The sequence below is a fragment of the Testudinibacter sp. P27/CKL/0425 genome, from assembly GCF_052931395.1.
The window spans coordinates 546687-564365 of record NZ_CM128801.1; the positions used below are offsets into that span (position 1 = coordinate 546687).

12 protein-coding genes are annotated in these 17679 nt (G+C 49.9%); 4 read left to right on the top strand and 8 right to left on the bottom strand.

Features of this window, described 5'->3' with window-relative positions; translation table 11 throughout:
* Positions 1-324: 324 nt before the first annotated feature.
* A complete protein-coding gene (gene adhE, locus ACUHGC_RS02815) occupies positions 325-2946 on the bottom strand; it encodes a bifunctional acetaldehyde-CoA/alcohol dehydrogenase (RefSeq protein ID WP_446834161.1) in 2622 nt (873 codons plus the stop codon).
* Positions 2947-3239: 293 nt separating this feature from the next.
* Between adhE and rraB the strand changes: the two genes are divergently transcribed.
* Both rraB and ACUHGC_RS02825 read left to right on the top strand, forming a co-directional pair.
* Entirely contained in the window at positions 3240-3677 is a 438-nt protein-coding gene (gene rraB, locus ACUHGC_RS02820; RefSeq protein WP_446834162.1) for a ribonuclease E inhibitor RraB, read from the top strand.
* Between the two features lie 300 nt (positions 3678-3977).
* Positions 3978-6893, top strand: coding sequence for a S8 family serine peptidase (locus ACUHGC_RS02825; protein ID WP_446834163.1), 2916 nt, complete (start codon positions 3978-3980; stop codon positions 6891-6893).
* A 62-nt stretch (positions 6894-6955) separates the two neighbouring features.
* Here the strand turns inward: ACUHGC_RS02825 and shiA are convergent, their stop codons facing one another.
* Complete coding sequence (gene shiA / locus ACUHGC_RS02830) at positions 6956-8278, bottom strand: shikimate transporter (RefSeq protein ID WP_446834164.1); 1323 nt, start codon at positions 8276-8278, stop codon at positions 6956-6958.
* 232 nt (positions 8279-8510) lie between these two features.
* A complete protein-coding gene (locus tag ACUHGC_RS02835) occupies positions 8511-9128 on the bottom strand; it encodes a MarC family protein (protein WP_446834165.1) in 618 nt (205 codons plus the stop codon).
* Between the two features lie 69 nt (positions 9129-9197).
* Here ACUHGC_RS02835 and ACUHGC_RS02840 point away from each other — a divergent pair, with 69 nt between their 5' ends.
* Complete coding sequence (locus ACUHGC_RS02840) at positions 9198-11108, top strand: ABC transporter ATP-binding protein (RefSeq protein ID WP_446834166.1); 1911 nt, start codon at positions 9198-9200, stop codon at positions 11106-11108.
* Positions 11109-11120: 12 nt separating this feature from the next.
* Here ACUHGC_RS02840 and ACUHGC_RS02845 read toward each other — a convergent pair whose 3' ends face one another.
* From ACUHGC_RS02845 to recA, 3 genes are all read right to left on the bottom strand, one after another.
* Positions 11121-11624: a GNAT family N-acetyltransferase gene (locus ACUHGC_RS02845; RefSeq protein WP_446834167.1), complete on the bottom strand. Its 504-nt coding sequence runs from the start codon at positions 11622-11624 to the stop codon at positions 11121-11123.
* 115 nt (positions 11625-11739) lie between these two features.
* The gene (recX, locus tag ACUHGC_RS02850) at positions 11740-12189 is read right to left on the bottom strand and encodes a recombination regulator RecX (RefSeq protein WP_446834168.1); all 450 of its coding nucleotides are present in this window, start codon (positions 12187-12189) and stop codon (positions 11740-11742) included.
* 133 nt (positions 12190-12322) lie between these two features.
* A complete protein-coding gene (gene recA, locus ACUHGC_RS02855; RefSeq protein WP_446834169.1) occupies positions 12323-13372 on the bottom strand; it encodes a recombinase RecA in 1050 nt (349 codons plus the stop codon).
* Positions 13373-13595: 223 nt separating this feature from the next.
* Between recA and mutS the strand changes: the two genes are divergently transcribed.
* Positions 13596-16193 (top strand): DNA mismatch repair protein MutS, encoded by a 2598-nt coding sequence (mutS, locus tag ACUHGC_RS02860; RefSeq protein WP_446834170.1) that lies wholly within the window; start codon positions 13596-13598, stop codon positions 16191-16193.
* 24 nt (positions 16194-16217) lie between these two features.
* Here mutS and ACUHGC_RS02865 read toward each other — a convergent pair whose 3' ends face one another.
* Together ACUHGC_RS02865 and rdgC are read right to left on the bottom strand one after the other, a co-directional pair.
* Entirely contained in the window at positions 16218-16448 is a 231-nt protein-coding gene (locus ACUHGC_RS02865; protein ID WP_446834171.1) for a hypothetical protein, read from the bottom strand.
* Positions 16449-16716: 268 nt separating this feature from the next.
* Positions 16717-17631, bottom strand: coding sequence for a recombination-associated protein RdgC (gene rdgC / locus ACUHGC_RS02870; protein ID WP_446834172.1), 915 nt, complete (start codon positions 17629-17631; stop codon positions 16717-16719).
* Between the last annotated feature and the right edge of the window lie 48 nt (positions 17632-17679).

A 17679-nucleotide genomic window follows, 5' to 3' on the forward strand; every position in this document is an offset into this window, starting at 1 on the left:
CCGTGTTTTCTACGGTTATTAAATAAAACATCACATAGCCTCCCTCTGCCCTTCGGGCATCTCCCTCCGCATGCGCAGGGAGAGAAAATCATTTATATGACTAATAATGAATAATAAAATCTCTTTCGCCCTCTCCGTTTACGGAGGGGGCTGCCGAAGGCTGGGGGAGGGAATACAACGATTTACTAAACCGATAGCGTGCTATTTTGTAATCAGGTCGCGCAGGGAGTCGATTAAATAAAAAACGCCCCACAATTATACTTATGGGGCGTTGGTTATGTGCCGTTAGTTAGCGGGATGATTCATCGCCGCTATTCATCACCACTACTCATCACCATAATAGGCTTTAGTCAGGATTTCTTCCATGTCCTCAACCATCGGCAAGCGTGGGTTGGCAGGCGAGCATTGGTCTTCAAACGCCAACAGTGCAATACTGCGGCGGCTGTCCATCCACTCTTGTTCGTTTAAGCCTTGATCTTTAAATGACATTTTGATGCCGACTTTTTTCGCCAGTTCCGCACAGGCTTTCGCAAAGGATTCCACCCCTTCCGCCGCCGTTGCGCAAGGCAGCCCTAACATTTTCGCAATGTCTTGGTACTTCACATCGGCTTTGTAGTAGTTGTACTTCGGCCATGTGGCGGTTTTTTGTGGGCGAGTGCCGTTATAGCGGATCACGTGTGGCATCAGAATCGCATTGGTGCGTCCGTGCGGCGTATGGAAACGTCCGCCGATTTTGTGCGCCAGTGAGTGGTTCATGCCCAAGAACGCGTTGGCAAATGCCATGCCGGCAATGGTGGATGCATTGTGCATTTTTTCACGCGCTTCCGGATCAGACGCACCGTTTTTCACCGAACGTTCTAAGTATTCAAACACCAGTTTAATCGCTTGCAGCGCCAAACCGTCGGTGAAATCATTCGCCAAAGTCGAGACATAAGCTTCGGTGGCGTGGGTTAACACGTCCAGACCGGTGTCGGCGGTGACGTGTGCCGGTACGCTCATGGTGAATGACGGATCGATAATCGCCACTGTCGGGGTGAGTGAGTAGTCGGCAATCGGATATTTTTTATCGCCTTCGCTGATCACCGCAAACGGAGTGACTTCCGATCCGGTACCCGAGGTGGTTGGAATGCCGATAAAGCGTGCCTTGCGCCCCAATTGCGGGAATTTAAACGCCCGTTTGCGAATATCCATGAATTTTTGTACTAAATCACGGAAATCCACTTCCGGTTGTTCATAGAACAGCCACATCACTTTTGCGGCGTCCATTGCCGAGCCGCCACCGAGTGCGATGATGGTGTCAGGCTGATAGTTGCGCAAAAGTGCGGTGCCGCGGCGTACGGTTTCAATACTCGGATCCGGCTCGACATCGGCAAACAGTTGATAGGTGACATGGTTGCCACGCGCGGTGAGCTGGTTGGCAATTTTCTCCACAAAGCCCAAATCCACCATGGTGCGGTCGGTGACGATCACCACACGTTCCATGCCTTTCATGGATTGCAAGTATTGAATTGAATCGCGTTCAAAGTAGATTTTTGAAGGCACTTTAAACCACTGCATATTATTTCTCCGTCTGCCCACTCGTTTGATATTTAATAAATTCACCGCACTGACGTTATTGCCGACTGAGTTTTTGCCGTAAGAACCACAACCCAGAGTTAATGACGGCAGGAAGGAGTTATACACATCACCGATGCCGCCGAAGGTGGACGGTGAATTCCAAATCACCCGAATCGCTTTCACTCGTTCGCCGTAGGCTTTGGCAATGTCGGCGTCTTTGGTGTGAATGGCTGCTGAATGCCCTAACCCGTGGAAATTCACCATTTGTTCAGACAGTTCAAAGCCGTGTTCGGTGGAATCGGATTTTAAAATCGCCAACACCGGTGAGAGTTTTTCACGGGTCAGTGGTTCTTTTTCGCCGACTAACGCACATTCTGCCGCCAGAATATTGGTTTTTTCCGGCACGCTGAAACCGGCTTGTTCGGCAATCCAAAAGGCTGATTTGCCGACCACGTTAGCATTCAGTTTTGCGCCGCTGCAGTTGGCACTGTTGGCTTTCACGCCGAAAATAAAGCTTTCCAACAGTGCTTTTTCTTTTTTATTGACGAAGTAAACCCCGTAGGATTTCATCTCAGCAACAAATTCGTCATACACCTCTTTATCGACAATTGCCGCTTGTTCGCTGGCGCAGATCATGCCGTTATCAAACGCTTTTGACATCACAATATCGTGGGTGGCTTGTTTAATATCCGCGGTTTTTTCCACATACGCCGGCACATTACCAGCCCCCACGCCCAGCGCCGGTTTGCCGCAGGAATAAGCCGCTTCCACCATCGCATTGCCGCCGGTGGCAAGAATGGTTGCAATGCCAGGATGCTTCATTAACGCCGCCGTGCCTTCCATTGACGGATTTTCAATCCATTGTACACAGTTTTCCGGCGCGCCTGCCGCCACTGCCGCTTCATACACCACGCGCGCGGCATGGGCGGAAGATTGTTGTGCTGAAGGGTGGAAAGCAAACACGATCGGGTTGCGGGTTTTCAGGGCAATTAAGGCTTTGAAAATCGCCGTTGATGTTGGGTTGGTCGTCGGGGTAATGCCGCACACCACGCCAACCGGATCGGCAATTTCGGTGATGCCGGTGACATCGTCCTCGCTGATCACGCCGACGGTCTTCAAATGGCGCATGTTGTTGACCACATATTCGCAGGCGAACAGATTTTTCGTGGCTTTGTCTTCAAATACGCCGCGTCCGGTTTCCTCGACGGTGTGCATTGCCAATACGCCGTGTTGATCCAGGGCTGCAACCGAGGCTTTAGCGACGATATAATCGACTTGTTCCTGATTCAGCTTGCGAAACTCTTCCAACGCAGCCAACCCTTTTTCAACCAGTTGGTTGACTTCGGTTTGTGCCGGGCTGATCGCGACATCTGTTGTAGTTTTGTTCATAGTGATTTCTCCTAGAAGTTTATATAAATTAAAAATTTTCTGAGAAAAATTATAGGTGCTTGAAGTGAATGTTTAAGCTTTATTTACCTCTAAAGAGTGATCTAGATCACGTTTCAATTAAACGAGGGATAAATATTAACAAGCGGCTAACAGCCTGTTACAAACGCCCTTTTTTTAAAACAATTTTTCTGAAAAAAGCGGGTGTAAAAAGATAGGGATTGTGTAATTGGAAGCGGGGTCTTACAATGTGACGGAAATTCCATTCTGGCTATTTTTTCAATTAAGGAGAGGGTATGAAAGCGAGCAACGCACAGTTACAACAGGAAACCCGAGAAATTATCGACGATCTATTAAATGACGGCAGTGATCCGCAAGCACTGTACATCATTGAGCACCACATTTCCCATCGCGATTTTGATAAGTTGGAAAAAATTGCCGTAGACGCGTTTAAAGCCGGCTATGAAGTGTCGGAAGCGGAAGAGCTGGAAGATGAAGACGGTAACGAGGTATTCTGTTGTGATATCATCAGCGAAATCGAGCTGAAGGCCGAGCTGATCGACGCCCAACAAAACGAGCTGATTCCGCTGGTTGAAAAACACGGCGGTGCTTACGACGGCTGGGGCACCTATTTTGAAGATCCGAACGCCGATGATGACGAATACGGCGACGACGGCGAATTTTTCGACGAAGATGACCATTATGATGACGAGGACGAAGACACCCGTCACTAACCGCACTTGCTACTCCAAACGGATATGACACGATTGAACAGCCTGATTTCAGGCTGTTTTTTTATACGGCTTCAGACCATTTTAAATTATCCGCAATTAAAATACATTTGCTTTCAAGCAAACTATAATAATTGTTCTTATGCGTAAATCATTGTGATTATTTGGGATTAAGCCGGATAGTACCTTGTCGTTATTTTTTTTATTTTCTACATTACCCTCCATTTGAAAGATGAGAATGATTAACAATTATCTTTTAAAACAAACAATTATCAACAGAAAATAATAATAACAGAGGTGACAATGTCTTTGTCTCAATGCAAACCCTCCCGTCTCAGCCTGGTTATCAGTGCACTGATCTTTACGGCATCGGCGCAAGCTGCGGAGTTAACCAAAGATCAGCAAAATTTGGCGGAATATTTAAAACAGCCGCAACAGGCAATCGGTTTAAGCGCGGAAATTGCCAACAAGTATAACGGCAACGGCAACGGCGTTAAGGTCGGTGTGGTCGACTCGGGCTTTTTTAACCAGCACGGCTTATTAAAAGACAAGCGCAATATTATCCCTTTGCCTTTTACCGCAACCTTAAACGGCAAGCCGTACCGTTTTGATCCCACTAAATTGTCGGATGAAAAAGATCAAGAAAGCGGAAAGCAGGTTTACAGCACGCACGGCGGGCAGGTCAGCGGCATTATTGTCGCCAATGCGTTGAAATCGACGATTGATCCGCGATTGAATTATTTCGGCGGCATAGCAAAAGAAGCGACGCTGTATCAGGTTTCTTATGAGCCGACCACTGCGCCGCCGTCCAGAGGACAGCCGGATGATAAAAAACTGCTGTTGGGCAAAGATCCGCTGTCACGAATGACCTTTTCTGCGGCGATCGACAACCTGCTGGCAAAAACCTCAAACTTAAGCATTATGAACCACAGTTGGAACGAAGACCCGGCATCGGAGCAGGCGGCGGGCGTGGATCGCGAATATAAAGGCAAGTTGGATTTGTCGAATGTATTGGTCAGCAGTTTGCACCGAGCGACACAGCAGGGCGTGCTACAGGTTTTTGCCGCCGGTAACGAATCTAAAAAACAGCCGGGCATTATGGCGGCACTGCCGCGTTATTTTCCGGAAATGGAAAAGCATTACCTGTCGGTGATCGCCGTGGGCGCAGATCATAAATTGGAAAGTTACTCCAACCACTGCGGCATCAGCAAAAACTGGTGTATTGCCGCGCCCGGAACGATGGTGTTGCTCTCATTAAAAGGTGATCCGAAAGCCGGAACAACCGATTACACCTTCAGCGTAGAGCAAGGCACTTCATACGTTGCGCCAACAATCAGCGGTGTGGCGGCGCTGCTTAAACAACGTTTTGAGTATATGAGTATGCCGCAGGTGCGCGATGTGATGCTGACAACCGCCACCGATTTGGGGGCGAAAGGCGTTGATGACACCTTCGGCTGGGGCATGGTGAATGTGAGCAAAGCGTTAAACGGTCCGGCGCAGCTGCTGGGCGATGAGCGCTATACGCTCAATCGTGATGACAGTTGGTCGAATGCGATCACCGCCGGTGGGCGTTTAACCAAATTGGGCAGCGGCAAACTGACTTTAACCGGTGAGAAAAACCAACTGAAAGGCATCACTCTTGCCAGTGGCGGTTTAACCCTGCAAGGCGATACCCGCTTAACCGAAAGTGCGGTAGTCGATCAAGGCAATTTGCATTTAAATAGCCGTTTGCAGGCGGGTGAATTACAAGTCAATCGTGCAGGCAGTTTAAGCGGCAACGGCACTGTTGACGCCGCAGCCAGCATCAGCGGCAAACTGAAAGCCGGCGGCATGACATTCTTAAACGCGCTAAGCTTACAATCGAGTGCACAATTGGAATTGGTGGCGGCAGAAGGCATCATTGCCGACGGCAAAGCGGCACAAGTGCGGTTAGACGGACAAGTGACGACGGATAGAGTGGATTTCAGCGAAGTGAAAGCAGGGCAAACGGTCGGGCGGGTATTAAGCGTGAAAAACGGCGCCGATTATCACGGCGGATTCAGCGCGCTGGCGCAACCGCAAGGATTGTTAGCGCAAAACCTGCGTTATGATCTGCAATTTAACCCGAATGAGGTGCTGCTGACGATTAATTCGCGCCGGTTAACCACCGGCGTGGCAAACCGCAATGAAGCGTCTGCGCTGAATGTATTAAATCAATTGCGCGACAGCCGTTTGGCATTCAGCCGTAGCAGCTATAACCGCTGGCTGACGCAAGCCTTGCAAAGCGGTGATTGGCAGGGGTTACAGGGCAATTTAGGCAACAGTATTTATGCCAACAGCGTGCGCTATTTGTTGGATCAAGCCGGATTAAACCGCACTTTGCTACATAGTCGGCTATTTGCCGCCAAAGCATTAAAAACCGGCGAATGGCAAGTGTGGAGTGAAAGCGCGCGTGACAACAGTCACGACCAAGCCAACCACATCGGCAAACGCGTGGACTATCGTGCTAAGCAGCAGATGTTAGGCGTGAGCAAATCCTTGTCCGAACGCACATTGATCCGTGCGGCGGTAGCCAAAAACCGTATTGAGGTGGAACAGAATCACGCGTCAGCGAAAATTGATGAAGTTCGCCTTTCTGCGGCAGCGCGTTACTATCCGTTTGTCGCGGCACAAGGTTGGTTTGTGGAGGGGGATTTGTCATGGGCGAAACTCAACTATAAACAACAGCGCCATTTTAACGGCGTAGCCGACAGAGCCAAAGGTGATAGCAAAGGTTGGAACGCCAACGTCGGCTTGAGCCTTGGGTATTTATGGCAGCCAAACGCTTGGACGTTAGAGCCGAGCATCGGGTTCGAACTGAATCGTTTATCACTCAAAGGCTTTAACGAGCGCGGCAGTGATTTGGCGCTCAGCAACCAAAAAGTGCAGAAAACCGAGACCGATTTAGTGTTGGATGTGAAATTGGAGCGCCGCTTTCAACTTGCGGATTGGCAGCTGATGCCGAGTGTTTCCCTGGGTTATCTTCACCACTTGGCAAAACGCCCGATCACCGGTCACAGCCGTTTAGCCGATGTGGAAATCACACAGACGGCAACTGCCGAGCAGCGCGCGAGTTTGCGCACTCAGTTGGCGGTGGCGGCGCGTTATCACGCTTGGCAGGTGACGCTGGGCTGGCAGCATAACGGCTATAAACAACAGAAAGGCAATAAGGCTTACTTGAATATCGGCTACCAGTTCTAAACACCGACGGATAGCGTTAGACAAAAAAATAGGGCGGAATTTTCCGCCCTTTTGTGTGTCGATTAAGCCGTTTTCTGCATTCTTGCCGCCACAAGTGCGGTCAGCAGACAGCCGATCATCAGATAAGCCGCCACCGGATACCACGAGCCGTTAAACCACGCGACCAGCGCAGCGGCAATAAACGGTGTGAAACCGCCGCCGACAATGCTGGCAACCTGATAACCGACGCCTGCGCCGCTGTAGCGGTAGGCAGTACCGAAAAATTCAGTAAATAGCGGTTGGTGAACGCTGACCACCATATCATGTGCAATGTTTGCCAACAAAATCGCACAAACATAAATCCAGAATACATCGCCCTGCTCCATCGCCAAAAAGAACGGAATGGCACTCAAAGCGCCGATTAACCCGCCGCCGATACACATTATCCGATAGCCGGTTTTGGTTTGGGCGTAACGGTCGGCAATTCGTGCGAACAGCGGAATAGTGAAACAGCTGATTGCCCCGACCATTAAGCCGATATTCAAAAATACGCTGCTCGACATGCCTAAGTGCGCGGTGGAGTAATTGAGGGCGAAGTTGGTGACCAGGTACATCGTCAGCAGCTCGGCGAAGCGCAGCGCGATAATGTAGAGAAACGCTTTCGGATGACGAGTGATTGCCTCGATAATCGGCGGGCGTTTCACCTGCTGCTGGGTTTTGATCACGGTTTGTTCAAACTCGGTAGATTCCTCCTGATTGCGACGAATCCATAATGCCACCAGTAGCAACACCACACTGGCGATAAACGGAATTCGCCACGCCCAAGCGTGGAACGCTTCATTGCCAAGGAAGTAAATAATCAGCGACACACTGCCGGTCGCCAACATTAAGCCGACGCCGTAACCAATCTGCACTCCGCTGCTGTAAAACGCTTTTTTGCCCGGCGGCGCACTTTCCACCGCCATTAGTGCTGCTCCGCCCCATTCGCCGCCAACGGCAAATCCTTGAATCGCGCGTAAGATCACTAATAACACCGGCGCCGCCCAACCGATACTGTCGAAATTCGGCAGCAAACCGATCAATACCGTTGAACCGCCCATTAAAAACACGGTCAGCACCAACATTTTCTTACGCCCGATCCGATCACCGAAATGCCCGAACACAATCCCGCCTAGCGGACGGAACAAAAAGCCGATCCCGAAGGTGGCAAACGCCGCCAAGGTGCCCATCGTCGGGCTGATATTCGGGAAAAATTGATGATTGAACACCAGTGCGGCGACAATGCCGTACAGTAGAAAATCATACCAGTCGACCACGGCTCCCATAAAACTGCTCAATGCGGCACGGTGGGCGCGTTTATTGTTGTATAGCGGCGTTTTTACCGCACTTTGGTTTAAATCGGACACTTGCAAACCTCGATTAAACTCGGTGTAAAAAATAAATACCGTTTTGTAATAATTTTTATACACAAATGAAAGGAGAGGTACTGAGATTACCGAAAGTGCGGTGCAAGGTCAAATGGTGTTTTATCGGTCAAAACAAAAAATAATGCCGCGGTTGTAAATCGCGGCATGGATTATCTTAAAGACTGTTTTAATTTCTATACAGCGGCTTGCGTAACGTTGCGGTTAATCTTCGTTATTTAACGTACATAAAGAAATCACGCACTCCGACCAAAATATTATTGATCGCCACCGCTGCCAGAATCAGCCCCATCACCCGACTGATAATTGCCGCACCGGTGGTGCCGATAATCCGTTGAATCCGATTGGCGGCAATAAACAGCAGATAGGTCACCAGTAAAATCACCAGCATGATCAGCGTGGTTAGCATTTGTTCGCCGAGATTAAAACGGTGGTTATCCGTTAGCAGTACGATTGCCATCATTGCGCCGGGAGACGCGATAGACGGCACGGCAAGCGGATAGACCGCAATTTCATTTAAATTGGAAGGCAGGCGCATCTCTTCGCTCGGTTTGCCTTCGCCGAAAATCATGGTCAACGCGAATAACAGCAGCACCAACCCACCGGCGGTTTGGAAGGCGGTAAGCGGAATTTGCATCGCCTCGAGCAACATTTGTCCGGCGACTAAAAAGAACACCAAAATGCCGGCGGCAATTAAGGTTGCATTCCGTGCAATCCGATGACGATCTTCCAACGGCAAGCCGATAGTTTTGGCAAGGTAAACCGGCACCGATCCAATCGGGTCAATTACCGCCCAAAGCACCACGAATTGTACAATAAGAGAGTCAAACATTATTCATCCTGAATGGTTAAGAGTTATGTTATCATTGTGCAATAATCTATTAACAAAATAAAATAAAAAATGATCTTTTTTAGCGACCTGACATTAAAGCGTGGGGTAACCACGTTATTGGAACACGCCAACGCCAGTATTAACCCCGGACAGAAGGTCGGACTGGTCGGCAAAAACGGCTGTGGTAAGTCATCGTTATTCGCATTATTGAAAGGCGAAATGAGCAGCGAAGGCGGCGAGGTGAAATTTCCCGCCAATTGGTCGCTGGCGTGGGTGAATCAGGAAACGCCTGCGCTCGACATCAGCGCGATTGACTATGTGATCCAAGGCGATCGCGAATATATTCAATTGATGAGTGAACTGGAACACGCCAATGCCACCAACGACGGCAACCAAATTGCGTTGCTGCACGCCAAACTGGACACCATTGACGCTTGGACGATTCAATCGCGCGCCGCGACCTTGTTGCACGGTTTGGGTTTTGAGAACGAACAACTGCAAAGTGCGGTCAAATCATTCTCCGGCGGCTGGCGGATGCGGCTAAATCTGGCGCAGGCGCTGATTTGCCGTTCGGATTTATTGCTGCTTGACGAACCGACCAACCACTTGGATTTGGACGCGGTGATTTGGTTGGAACGCTGGTTGAGCCGCTACCCCGGCACCCTGATTTTGATTTCTCACGACCGTGATTTTCTCGATCCGGTGGTCAGTAAAATTCTGCATATCGAACAGCAGCAACTGAATGAATACAGTGGCGATTACTCCTCGTTTGAAGTGCAACGAGCCACCAAACTGGCACAGCAAAATGCGCTACATCGCCAGCAACAGCAAAAAGTCGAACACCTACAAAGTTATATCGATCGTTTTCGCGCCAAAGCCAGTAAGGCGAAGCAGGCGCAAAGCCGAATTCGCGCGCTGGAGCGCATGGAATTGATCGCACCGGCGTATGTGGACAATCCGTTCAAATTTGAATTCCGTCCGCCGGTTTCGCTGCCGAATCCGATTCTCAGTATGGAAAAAGTCAGCGCCGGTTATGCGGATAAAACCGTGTTGCAGTCGGTGAAGTTGAATTTAGTGCCCGGTTCGCGTATCGGTTTATTGGGGCGCAATGGCGCGGGCAAGTCCACCCTGATTAAACTGCTGGCGGGCGAACTGGCGCCGCAAAGCGGCGTGGTGCAACTGGCAAAGGGCGTACAGCTCGGCTATTTTGCCCAACACCAGCTAGATACGCTGCGTGAGGACGAAACCGCACTTTGGCATTTGGCACGGCTGGCGCCACAACAAACGGAACAACAGCTGCGGGATTACCTCGGCGGGTTTGCGTTCCACGGTGACAAAGTTAAGCAGGCGGTCAGCAGTTTTTCCGGCGGTGAAAAAGCCCGTTTGGTGCTGGCGCTGATTGTTTGGCAACGCCCGAATTTATTGCTATTGGACGAACCGACCAACCACTTGGATCTGGATATGCGCCAAGCATTGACCGAAGCGCTGGTCGATTACCAAGGCTCGCTGGTGGTGGTGTCACATGATCGTCATTTGCTGCGCAACACCGTGAATGACTTTTATTTGGTGCCTGATCAGAAAGTCGACGATTTTGACGGCGATTTGGATGATTACCAAAAATGGCTGAACGACAGCGCTAATCAGAGCAGCCAAGCCGCCGGTAATGGCGAAGCGGCGACAGAAAAAGCAGAAAACAGTGCGCCGAACCGCAAAGAACAGAAACGCTTGGAAGCCGAACTGCGCCAACAGAGCGCACCGCTGCGCAAAAAAATTCAGCAGCTGGAAACGCAACTTGACAAGTGCGGTACTCAGTTAAGTGAAATTGAAAGTCAGCTGGCGGACAGCGCACTGTACAGCGATGAAAATAAAGGGCGCTTAACTGCGCTGCTGGCGGAACAAGTGCAAGTGAAAAAACAGTTGGAGCAGATTGAAAGCGACTGGCTGGATGCACAGCAGGAATTGGAAAGTCTATCGGTTTAATCTATCGGCGGCTTAGCTTTCAATGAAGCTGCTACCGATTTTGCGGTTTAACACCGAGCGTGCGCCGCGCACATTGATAATTACCCGTCCGGCAGCTTGGAAACCACAGCGTAAATACAGCCGATAGGCGCGTTGGTTCAGCGGGTTGACCGCCAACACGATTTCGTTATATTTCGGTGATAAGTTGTAGATAAAAGAATCGATCAAATTCGGCGCAAGGGCGGCGCTGGCAAAGCCCATGCCTTGATATTTCGGATTAATCGAAAACGAACGCAATAAAATCGCCTGTTGATTATTGGTGTATGCCAACTTCTCAGCGCCGCGATCAAGCACGAAAAAACCGACCGCAGTATCGTTATCCAGAATAGAAACGCCGGTCATGTCGTTGCTTAACAACAACGTCTGTCCTTCAAACCACTGCCACGGCTGGCGGACATATTTGGCCTGTTCCGAGTCGAGTTGATAGTTGACCAAATCATCGAAATGCCAAAAGGTATATTTTTGAATACTGATCATAGTTAGTCCATTAAGCTACAACAAATATCAAATTAAAAAGTGTAATCCACAGCCACTATTTAGCCACAAAGCGGCATGGCAGGCAATCGAAAGATTAAAAAACAAACAAATCTTTTCAATCCATTTCAGGATTAAAAACGTGGCGGAAATGGTCACTGTGAAAACCGCGGCTCAACATAAAGCGCCACACTTTTTGCTTTAACGCCGGCGTCCAATCCTCAGCGTCTAAGTGGGCATATTTTTTGTTAAACACCGCTTCGGCGGCGGCGAACCAGCCGATTTCGCATTGCTGCAACTGCTCGCTGATCAAGCCGCTGCTGATGCCCTTTTGTTGTAATTCCTGTTTGATTCTTGCCGGGCCGTAGCCTTTGCGACTGCGAGAAAGAAGATAGTTTTCACAAAAGCGCTGATCACTCTGCCAGCCTTTCTGCTGACAATGCTGCAACACTGCTTCGATCTCATCGTCGGCAACGGCTTTTGCCGTCATTTTTTGTCGAATCTCCTCGGCACTGTAATCACGGCGGGCAAGTAAATTCATCACATACGTCAACGCTATTTTATTCATCTCTTTTCCCTGTTTCCATGCGCGAGATTTGCTCTCACAAAACCGATAAATTCGCCGATTCTATAAACTCAAAAGCCAAGTGCGGTTCGGCACTTGGCTCTGTAGCGATTAACAGTGTTGAAATGCCGTGCGGTTACTCTTCGGCTTCAAATCCGTCGTCATCGCCTTCAACATCGGCAATCACGCCTTGTTCCGGATTTGCCAACAATTCGGCACGCAATTTCTCTTCCAATTCGCCCGCCGCTTGCGGATTTTCCGCCAGCCATTTCATCGCATTGGCGCGGCCTTGCCCGATTTTGCTGCCGTTATAGGCATACCAAGCGCCGGATTTTTCCACTAATTTGTGTTTCACGCCCAATTCAATCAGCTCGCCCAATTTGGAAATACCTTCGCCGTACACAATCTGGAATTCTGCTTGACGGAACGGGGCGGCGACTTTGTTTTTCACCACTTTGACTCGCGTTTCGCTGCCGATCACTTCCTCTCCGTCTTTCACCGCGCCGGTGCGACGAATATCCAAACGCACCGAAGCGTAGAATTTCAACGCATTTCCGCCGGTGGTGGTTTCCGGGTTGCCGAACATCACTCCGATTTTCATTCGGATTTGGTTGATGAACACCACTAAACAGTTAGCGGTTTTGATATGTCCGGTCAGCTTACGCAACGCTTGCGACATCAAACGCGCTTGCAAGCCCATGTGCGAATCGCCCATGTCGCCTTCGATTTCGGCTTTTGGTGTTAATGCCGCTACCGAGTCGACGATGATCACTTCCACCGCGCCGGAACGCACCAACGCATCACAGATTTCCAACGCTTGTTCGCCGTTGTCCGGCTGGGAAACCAATAATTCGTTGACGTTCACGCCCAGTTTGGCGGCGTAAATCGGATCCAACGCGTGCTCCGCATCAATAAAGGCACAGGTTTTGCCGGCTTTTTGCGCTTGCGCAATCACCGAAAGGGTTAACGTGGTTTTTCCTGACGATTCCGGCCCGTAGATTTCAACAATCCGTCCCATTGGCAAGCCGCCGATGCCCAACGCCACGTCCAATCCGAGTGAACCGGTGGAAATCGATTCGACATCCAAGGTTTGGGTGTCGCCAAGGCGCATAATCGAACCTTTGCCAAATTGCTTTTCAATCTGTCCTAATGCCGCCGCCAGTGCTTTTTGTTTGTTATCGTCCATTTCTAAACCTCATGTTTAAACCGTCTTTCTGTATTACAATTGTTGCTTATTATACTGTATGGTTATACAGTATCAAGTGAAATTTTGATCTTTTTTACAGAATGTGCGATCGATTCCAAAGTGAAAAGGTTTATGCGCTTTTAAACCGCACTTGACCGAGAATTCATTGATCATCTTGGGGGGATTCAGTATCATTTTTATTTTTAACCTGCCGAGTACCGAAATGACATCCGCCGACAGCCAATTTTCCGCCCACACTCCCATGATGCAACAGTATCTGCGCTTAAAAGCGGAGAATCCTGAGATTCTGCTATTTTACCGCATGGGGGATTTCTACGAGCTGTTTTATGACGATGCGAAAAAAGCGGCGCAGTTGTTGGACATTTCCCTGACCAAGCGTGGCAGCTCCGCCGGGCAGCCGATTCCAATGGCGGGCGTGCCGTATCATGCGGTGGAAGGCTATTTGGCGAAATTGGTGCGGCTGGGCGAATCGGTGGCGATTTGTGAGCAGATTGGTGATCCCGCAACGAGCAAAGGCCCGGTTGAACGGCAGGTGGTGCGGGTGGTTACACCGGGCACGGTCAGCGACGAAGCGTTGTTGCCGGAACGGCAAGACAATTTACTGGCGGCAGTTTACCAACATAAAACCCGCTTTGCGTTGGCGACGTTGGATATGGCATCGGGGCGTTTTCAGATCAGCGAACACGACGACAAAACCGCACTTCATGCCGAATTGCAGCGCTTGTCGGTTGCCGAGCTGTTGTATGACGAAGAATTTGGCGAAATGGCGCTGCTGGAAAACAGCCGCGGTTTGCGCCGCCGCCCGATTTGGGAGTTTGAACTGAATACCGCACTTCAGTTACTGAACCGCCAATTCGGCACCCAAGATCTGAAAGCCTTCGGAGTGGAACACGCCACCCTTGGCTTGTGTGCCGCCGGTTGCTTGCTAAATTATGCCAAAGAGACCCAGCGCACCGCACTTCCGCATATTAATGCCATCAGTTTAGTACAAAACAGTGAATTTATCGTGCTGGATGCAGCAACCCGACGCAATTTGGAACTGACGCAAAATCTGGCAGGCGGCAGCGAATACACGCTGGCATGGGTGCTGGATCACTGTGTCACCCCGATGGGCAGCCGGCTGCTGAAACGCTGGATCCATCAGCCGATTTGCGATTGGCAGCAGATTCAGCAGCGGCAAAACGTGATCGCCGAGATTATGCAGCACGATTTGGTTGCGGAATTGCAGCCGTTGTTGCGCCAAGTGGGCGATATGGAGCGGATTCTGGCGCGGGTGGCGCTGCGTTCGGCGCGCCCGCGCGATCTCACGCGGCTGCGCACCGCACTTGAGCAGATTCCGTTGCTGAAAAACCAGATTATGCAAACCGAATCAGCACAATTGACCGCACTTTGTCGGCTGATCGACGATTTTGCCGAATTATGCGAGTTATTACAGCAGGCATTGGTCGAAGCGCCGCCACTGCTGATTCGCGACGGTGGCGTGATTGCCGCCGGTTACCACGCCGAACTGGACGAATGGCGCGAGCTGTCCGCCGGGGCAACCCGCTTTTTAGAAGAATTGGAAGCGCGTGAACGGCAAACCACCGGCATCGACAGCCTGAAAATCGGTTTTAATGCGGTGCACGGCTACTATCTTCAAATCAGCCGCGGGCAAGCGGATCGCGCGCCGATTCACTATGTGCGCCGTCAAACGCTGAAAAATGCCGAACGCTATATTATCCCCGAGCTGAAAACCTACGAAGACAAAGTGCTGAAAGCCAAAGGTGCGGCGTTGGCGTTGGAAAAGCAGCTGTATGACGAACTGTTTGAGCGGCTGTTGCCGCAGTTGGGTGAATTGCAGTTGGCGGCATTAACCTTGGCGCAATTGGACGTATTCAATAACCTTGCCGAACGCGCACAAAGCCTGAATTACCAGCGTCCGCAATTTTCCGAGCAAATCGGGATTCAAATTGAAGGCGGTCGTCATGCGGTGGTCGAGCAGGTGATGCGTGAGCCGTTTATCGCTAATCCACTGAATTTAAATGCCGATCGCCATTTATTGATCGTAACCGGTCCGAATATGGGGGGAAAAAGCACCTATATGCGGCAAACGGCGCTGATCGTGTTAATGGCATATATCGGCAGCTTCGTGCCGGCGCAAAGTGCGGTGATCGGCCCGATCGACCGGATTTTCACCCGAATCGGCGCGTCTGATGATCTGGCGTCCGGGCGTTCAACCTTTATGGTGGAAATGACCGAAATGGCGAATATCTTGCATCAGGCGGGCGAAAAAAGTTTGGTGCTGATCGACGAAATCGGGCGCGGTACCTCAACTTATGACGGCTTGGCGTTGGCGTGGGCGTGCGCCGAATGGTTGGCGAAAAAATTGCGCTCGCTCACCTTGTTTGCCACCCACTATTTTGAATTAACCGTGTTGCCGCAACAGTTCGACGGGGTGTTTAACGTGCATTTAGATGCGTTGGAACACAATGACAGTATCGCCTTTATGCACGCAGTGCAAGACGGCGCTGCCAGCAAAAGCTACGGCTTGGCGGTGGCGGCATTGGCGGGCGTGCCGAAAAATGTACTGACGCTGGCAAAACAAAAGCTGAATCAATTGGAACGCTTGTCGCAGCAAACTGGCGATCAAAAACTGCAACAACTGCGTGAATTAAATCAAATACAGGCGGAATTGCCGTTGGTTGAGCAAGACGAGGGCAAAAGTGCGGTCTGGCAGATGTTGCAACAGCTTGATCCTGATGATTTAACCCCGAAACAGGCGTTGACTTATCTGTATCAATTGAAAACCTTGGTAAATTAAGGCGATTGCAGCGGCAGGCTTTGCTTATTTTGAATAGTTTTTCGAGCTTTTCGGCAATTTTAGCCCGACTTTCTCGGCAAGATAGCTACAAGTGCAAAAGCCGGTTAAGCCGCTGGTTAGCATATTTAAACTGATAACCAGGCTTAATAAGAGCCATAACGAGCTGACGAATAACGGGCTGGAGTTTAAGCCCAGTAGTAAAGAGAGCAAAATAGACAGCCCACGAATAAAATTAACCAATTGCCAATATGCCACAACTAACCTCAAAATAGTTTACGGACAAGAAAAGGGCGTCGAGTATAACGTAAAATGTCAGCTTAAAATATGAAATTTGTCATTTTTCATTAAAAAATATCTAACAGATTAAATTTTGTGCCGAATACCATTTAATCCGTATGGTTAAATTAACGCAGCGGACAATCTTTGCAGTATTTGCCCTTTTTCTTGTATTTTTTACAACACTTTCCTTTTTTGCTCATCGCGGCTTCCGGGCTTCCGGGCTTCCGGGCTTCAAGATGTTTGTTTAGTGTTCGCCTAAAGACGGCGCTTCACCGCCGAAAGTATCGAGTAAGCGTTCGCTGAGTTGTGCCAAAGTGCCGGTCATCAAAATAAAATCAGCGTCGAAGCGTTGGGCATAATCTTCTTTTAGAATGTCATCATTTTTTTCGCGTACGCTGTCGGCGAATTTCAAGCGCTTCAAGCTGCAATCTTGTTGCAATACAAAACTCAAATGCTCTTCCCACTCCAGCGCCAGCTTGGTGATCTGCTTGCCGGCAGCAAAATGGTTTTGCATTTCGTCGCTGTCCAGAGGCTGTTGTTTACAGCGGATCACTGCCTCATCGGTGGTGGAAGTCAGCTCCGCTTCTTCAAGTGCGGTCAGCCAAGCGGGCAGGTTGTCATTGGCGATCCAATCCGTCATCACCGCACTTGGATCGTTGGCAAACGCCAGCGGCACCACCGGCAACGAACCGAGTGATTTGCGCAACAGTGCCAGCGTGTCTTCCGCGCGTTTTGCCGAAGCGGCATTTAGATAAATCAGATCATTGACCGAATCGATCCAAAGTGCGGTTTGCTGTTTTTTACTGAACGCGCGCGGCAGCAGTTCATTGACCACGTCATCTTTCAGCGTTTGCTTTTCTACCTTACTCAACTTGCGTTGTTCTTTGTTTTCCAGCGATTCAATCCGCTCGTCAAGTGCCTGTTTCACCACGTGCGCCGGCAGGATTTTTTCCTCTTTCTGCGCCAGTAACAAAATTTGCCCGTTAACGCTGAAATGCAGCAACTCGCTGCCTTTTAACGGTGTCGCCCAGCCGAATTTGCTTTGATCATGGCTGCCGCACGGATAAAATGCCTGATTCGCCAAGCTGCTGTCCAGCGTTTGTGTTGACCAATCCAGCTTTTTGCTTAAACGGTATGCCATAATATTTTTAAACCACATAAATCTGCTTTCCTGCTTTTTCGTAATCAAGGTAGAATGAGGCGTCAT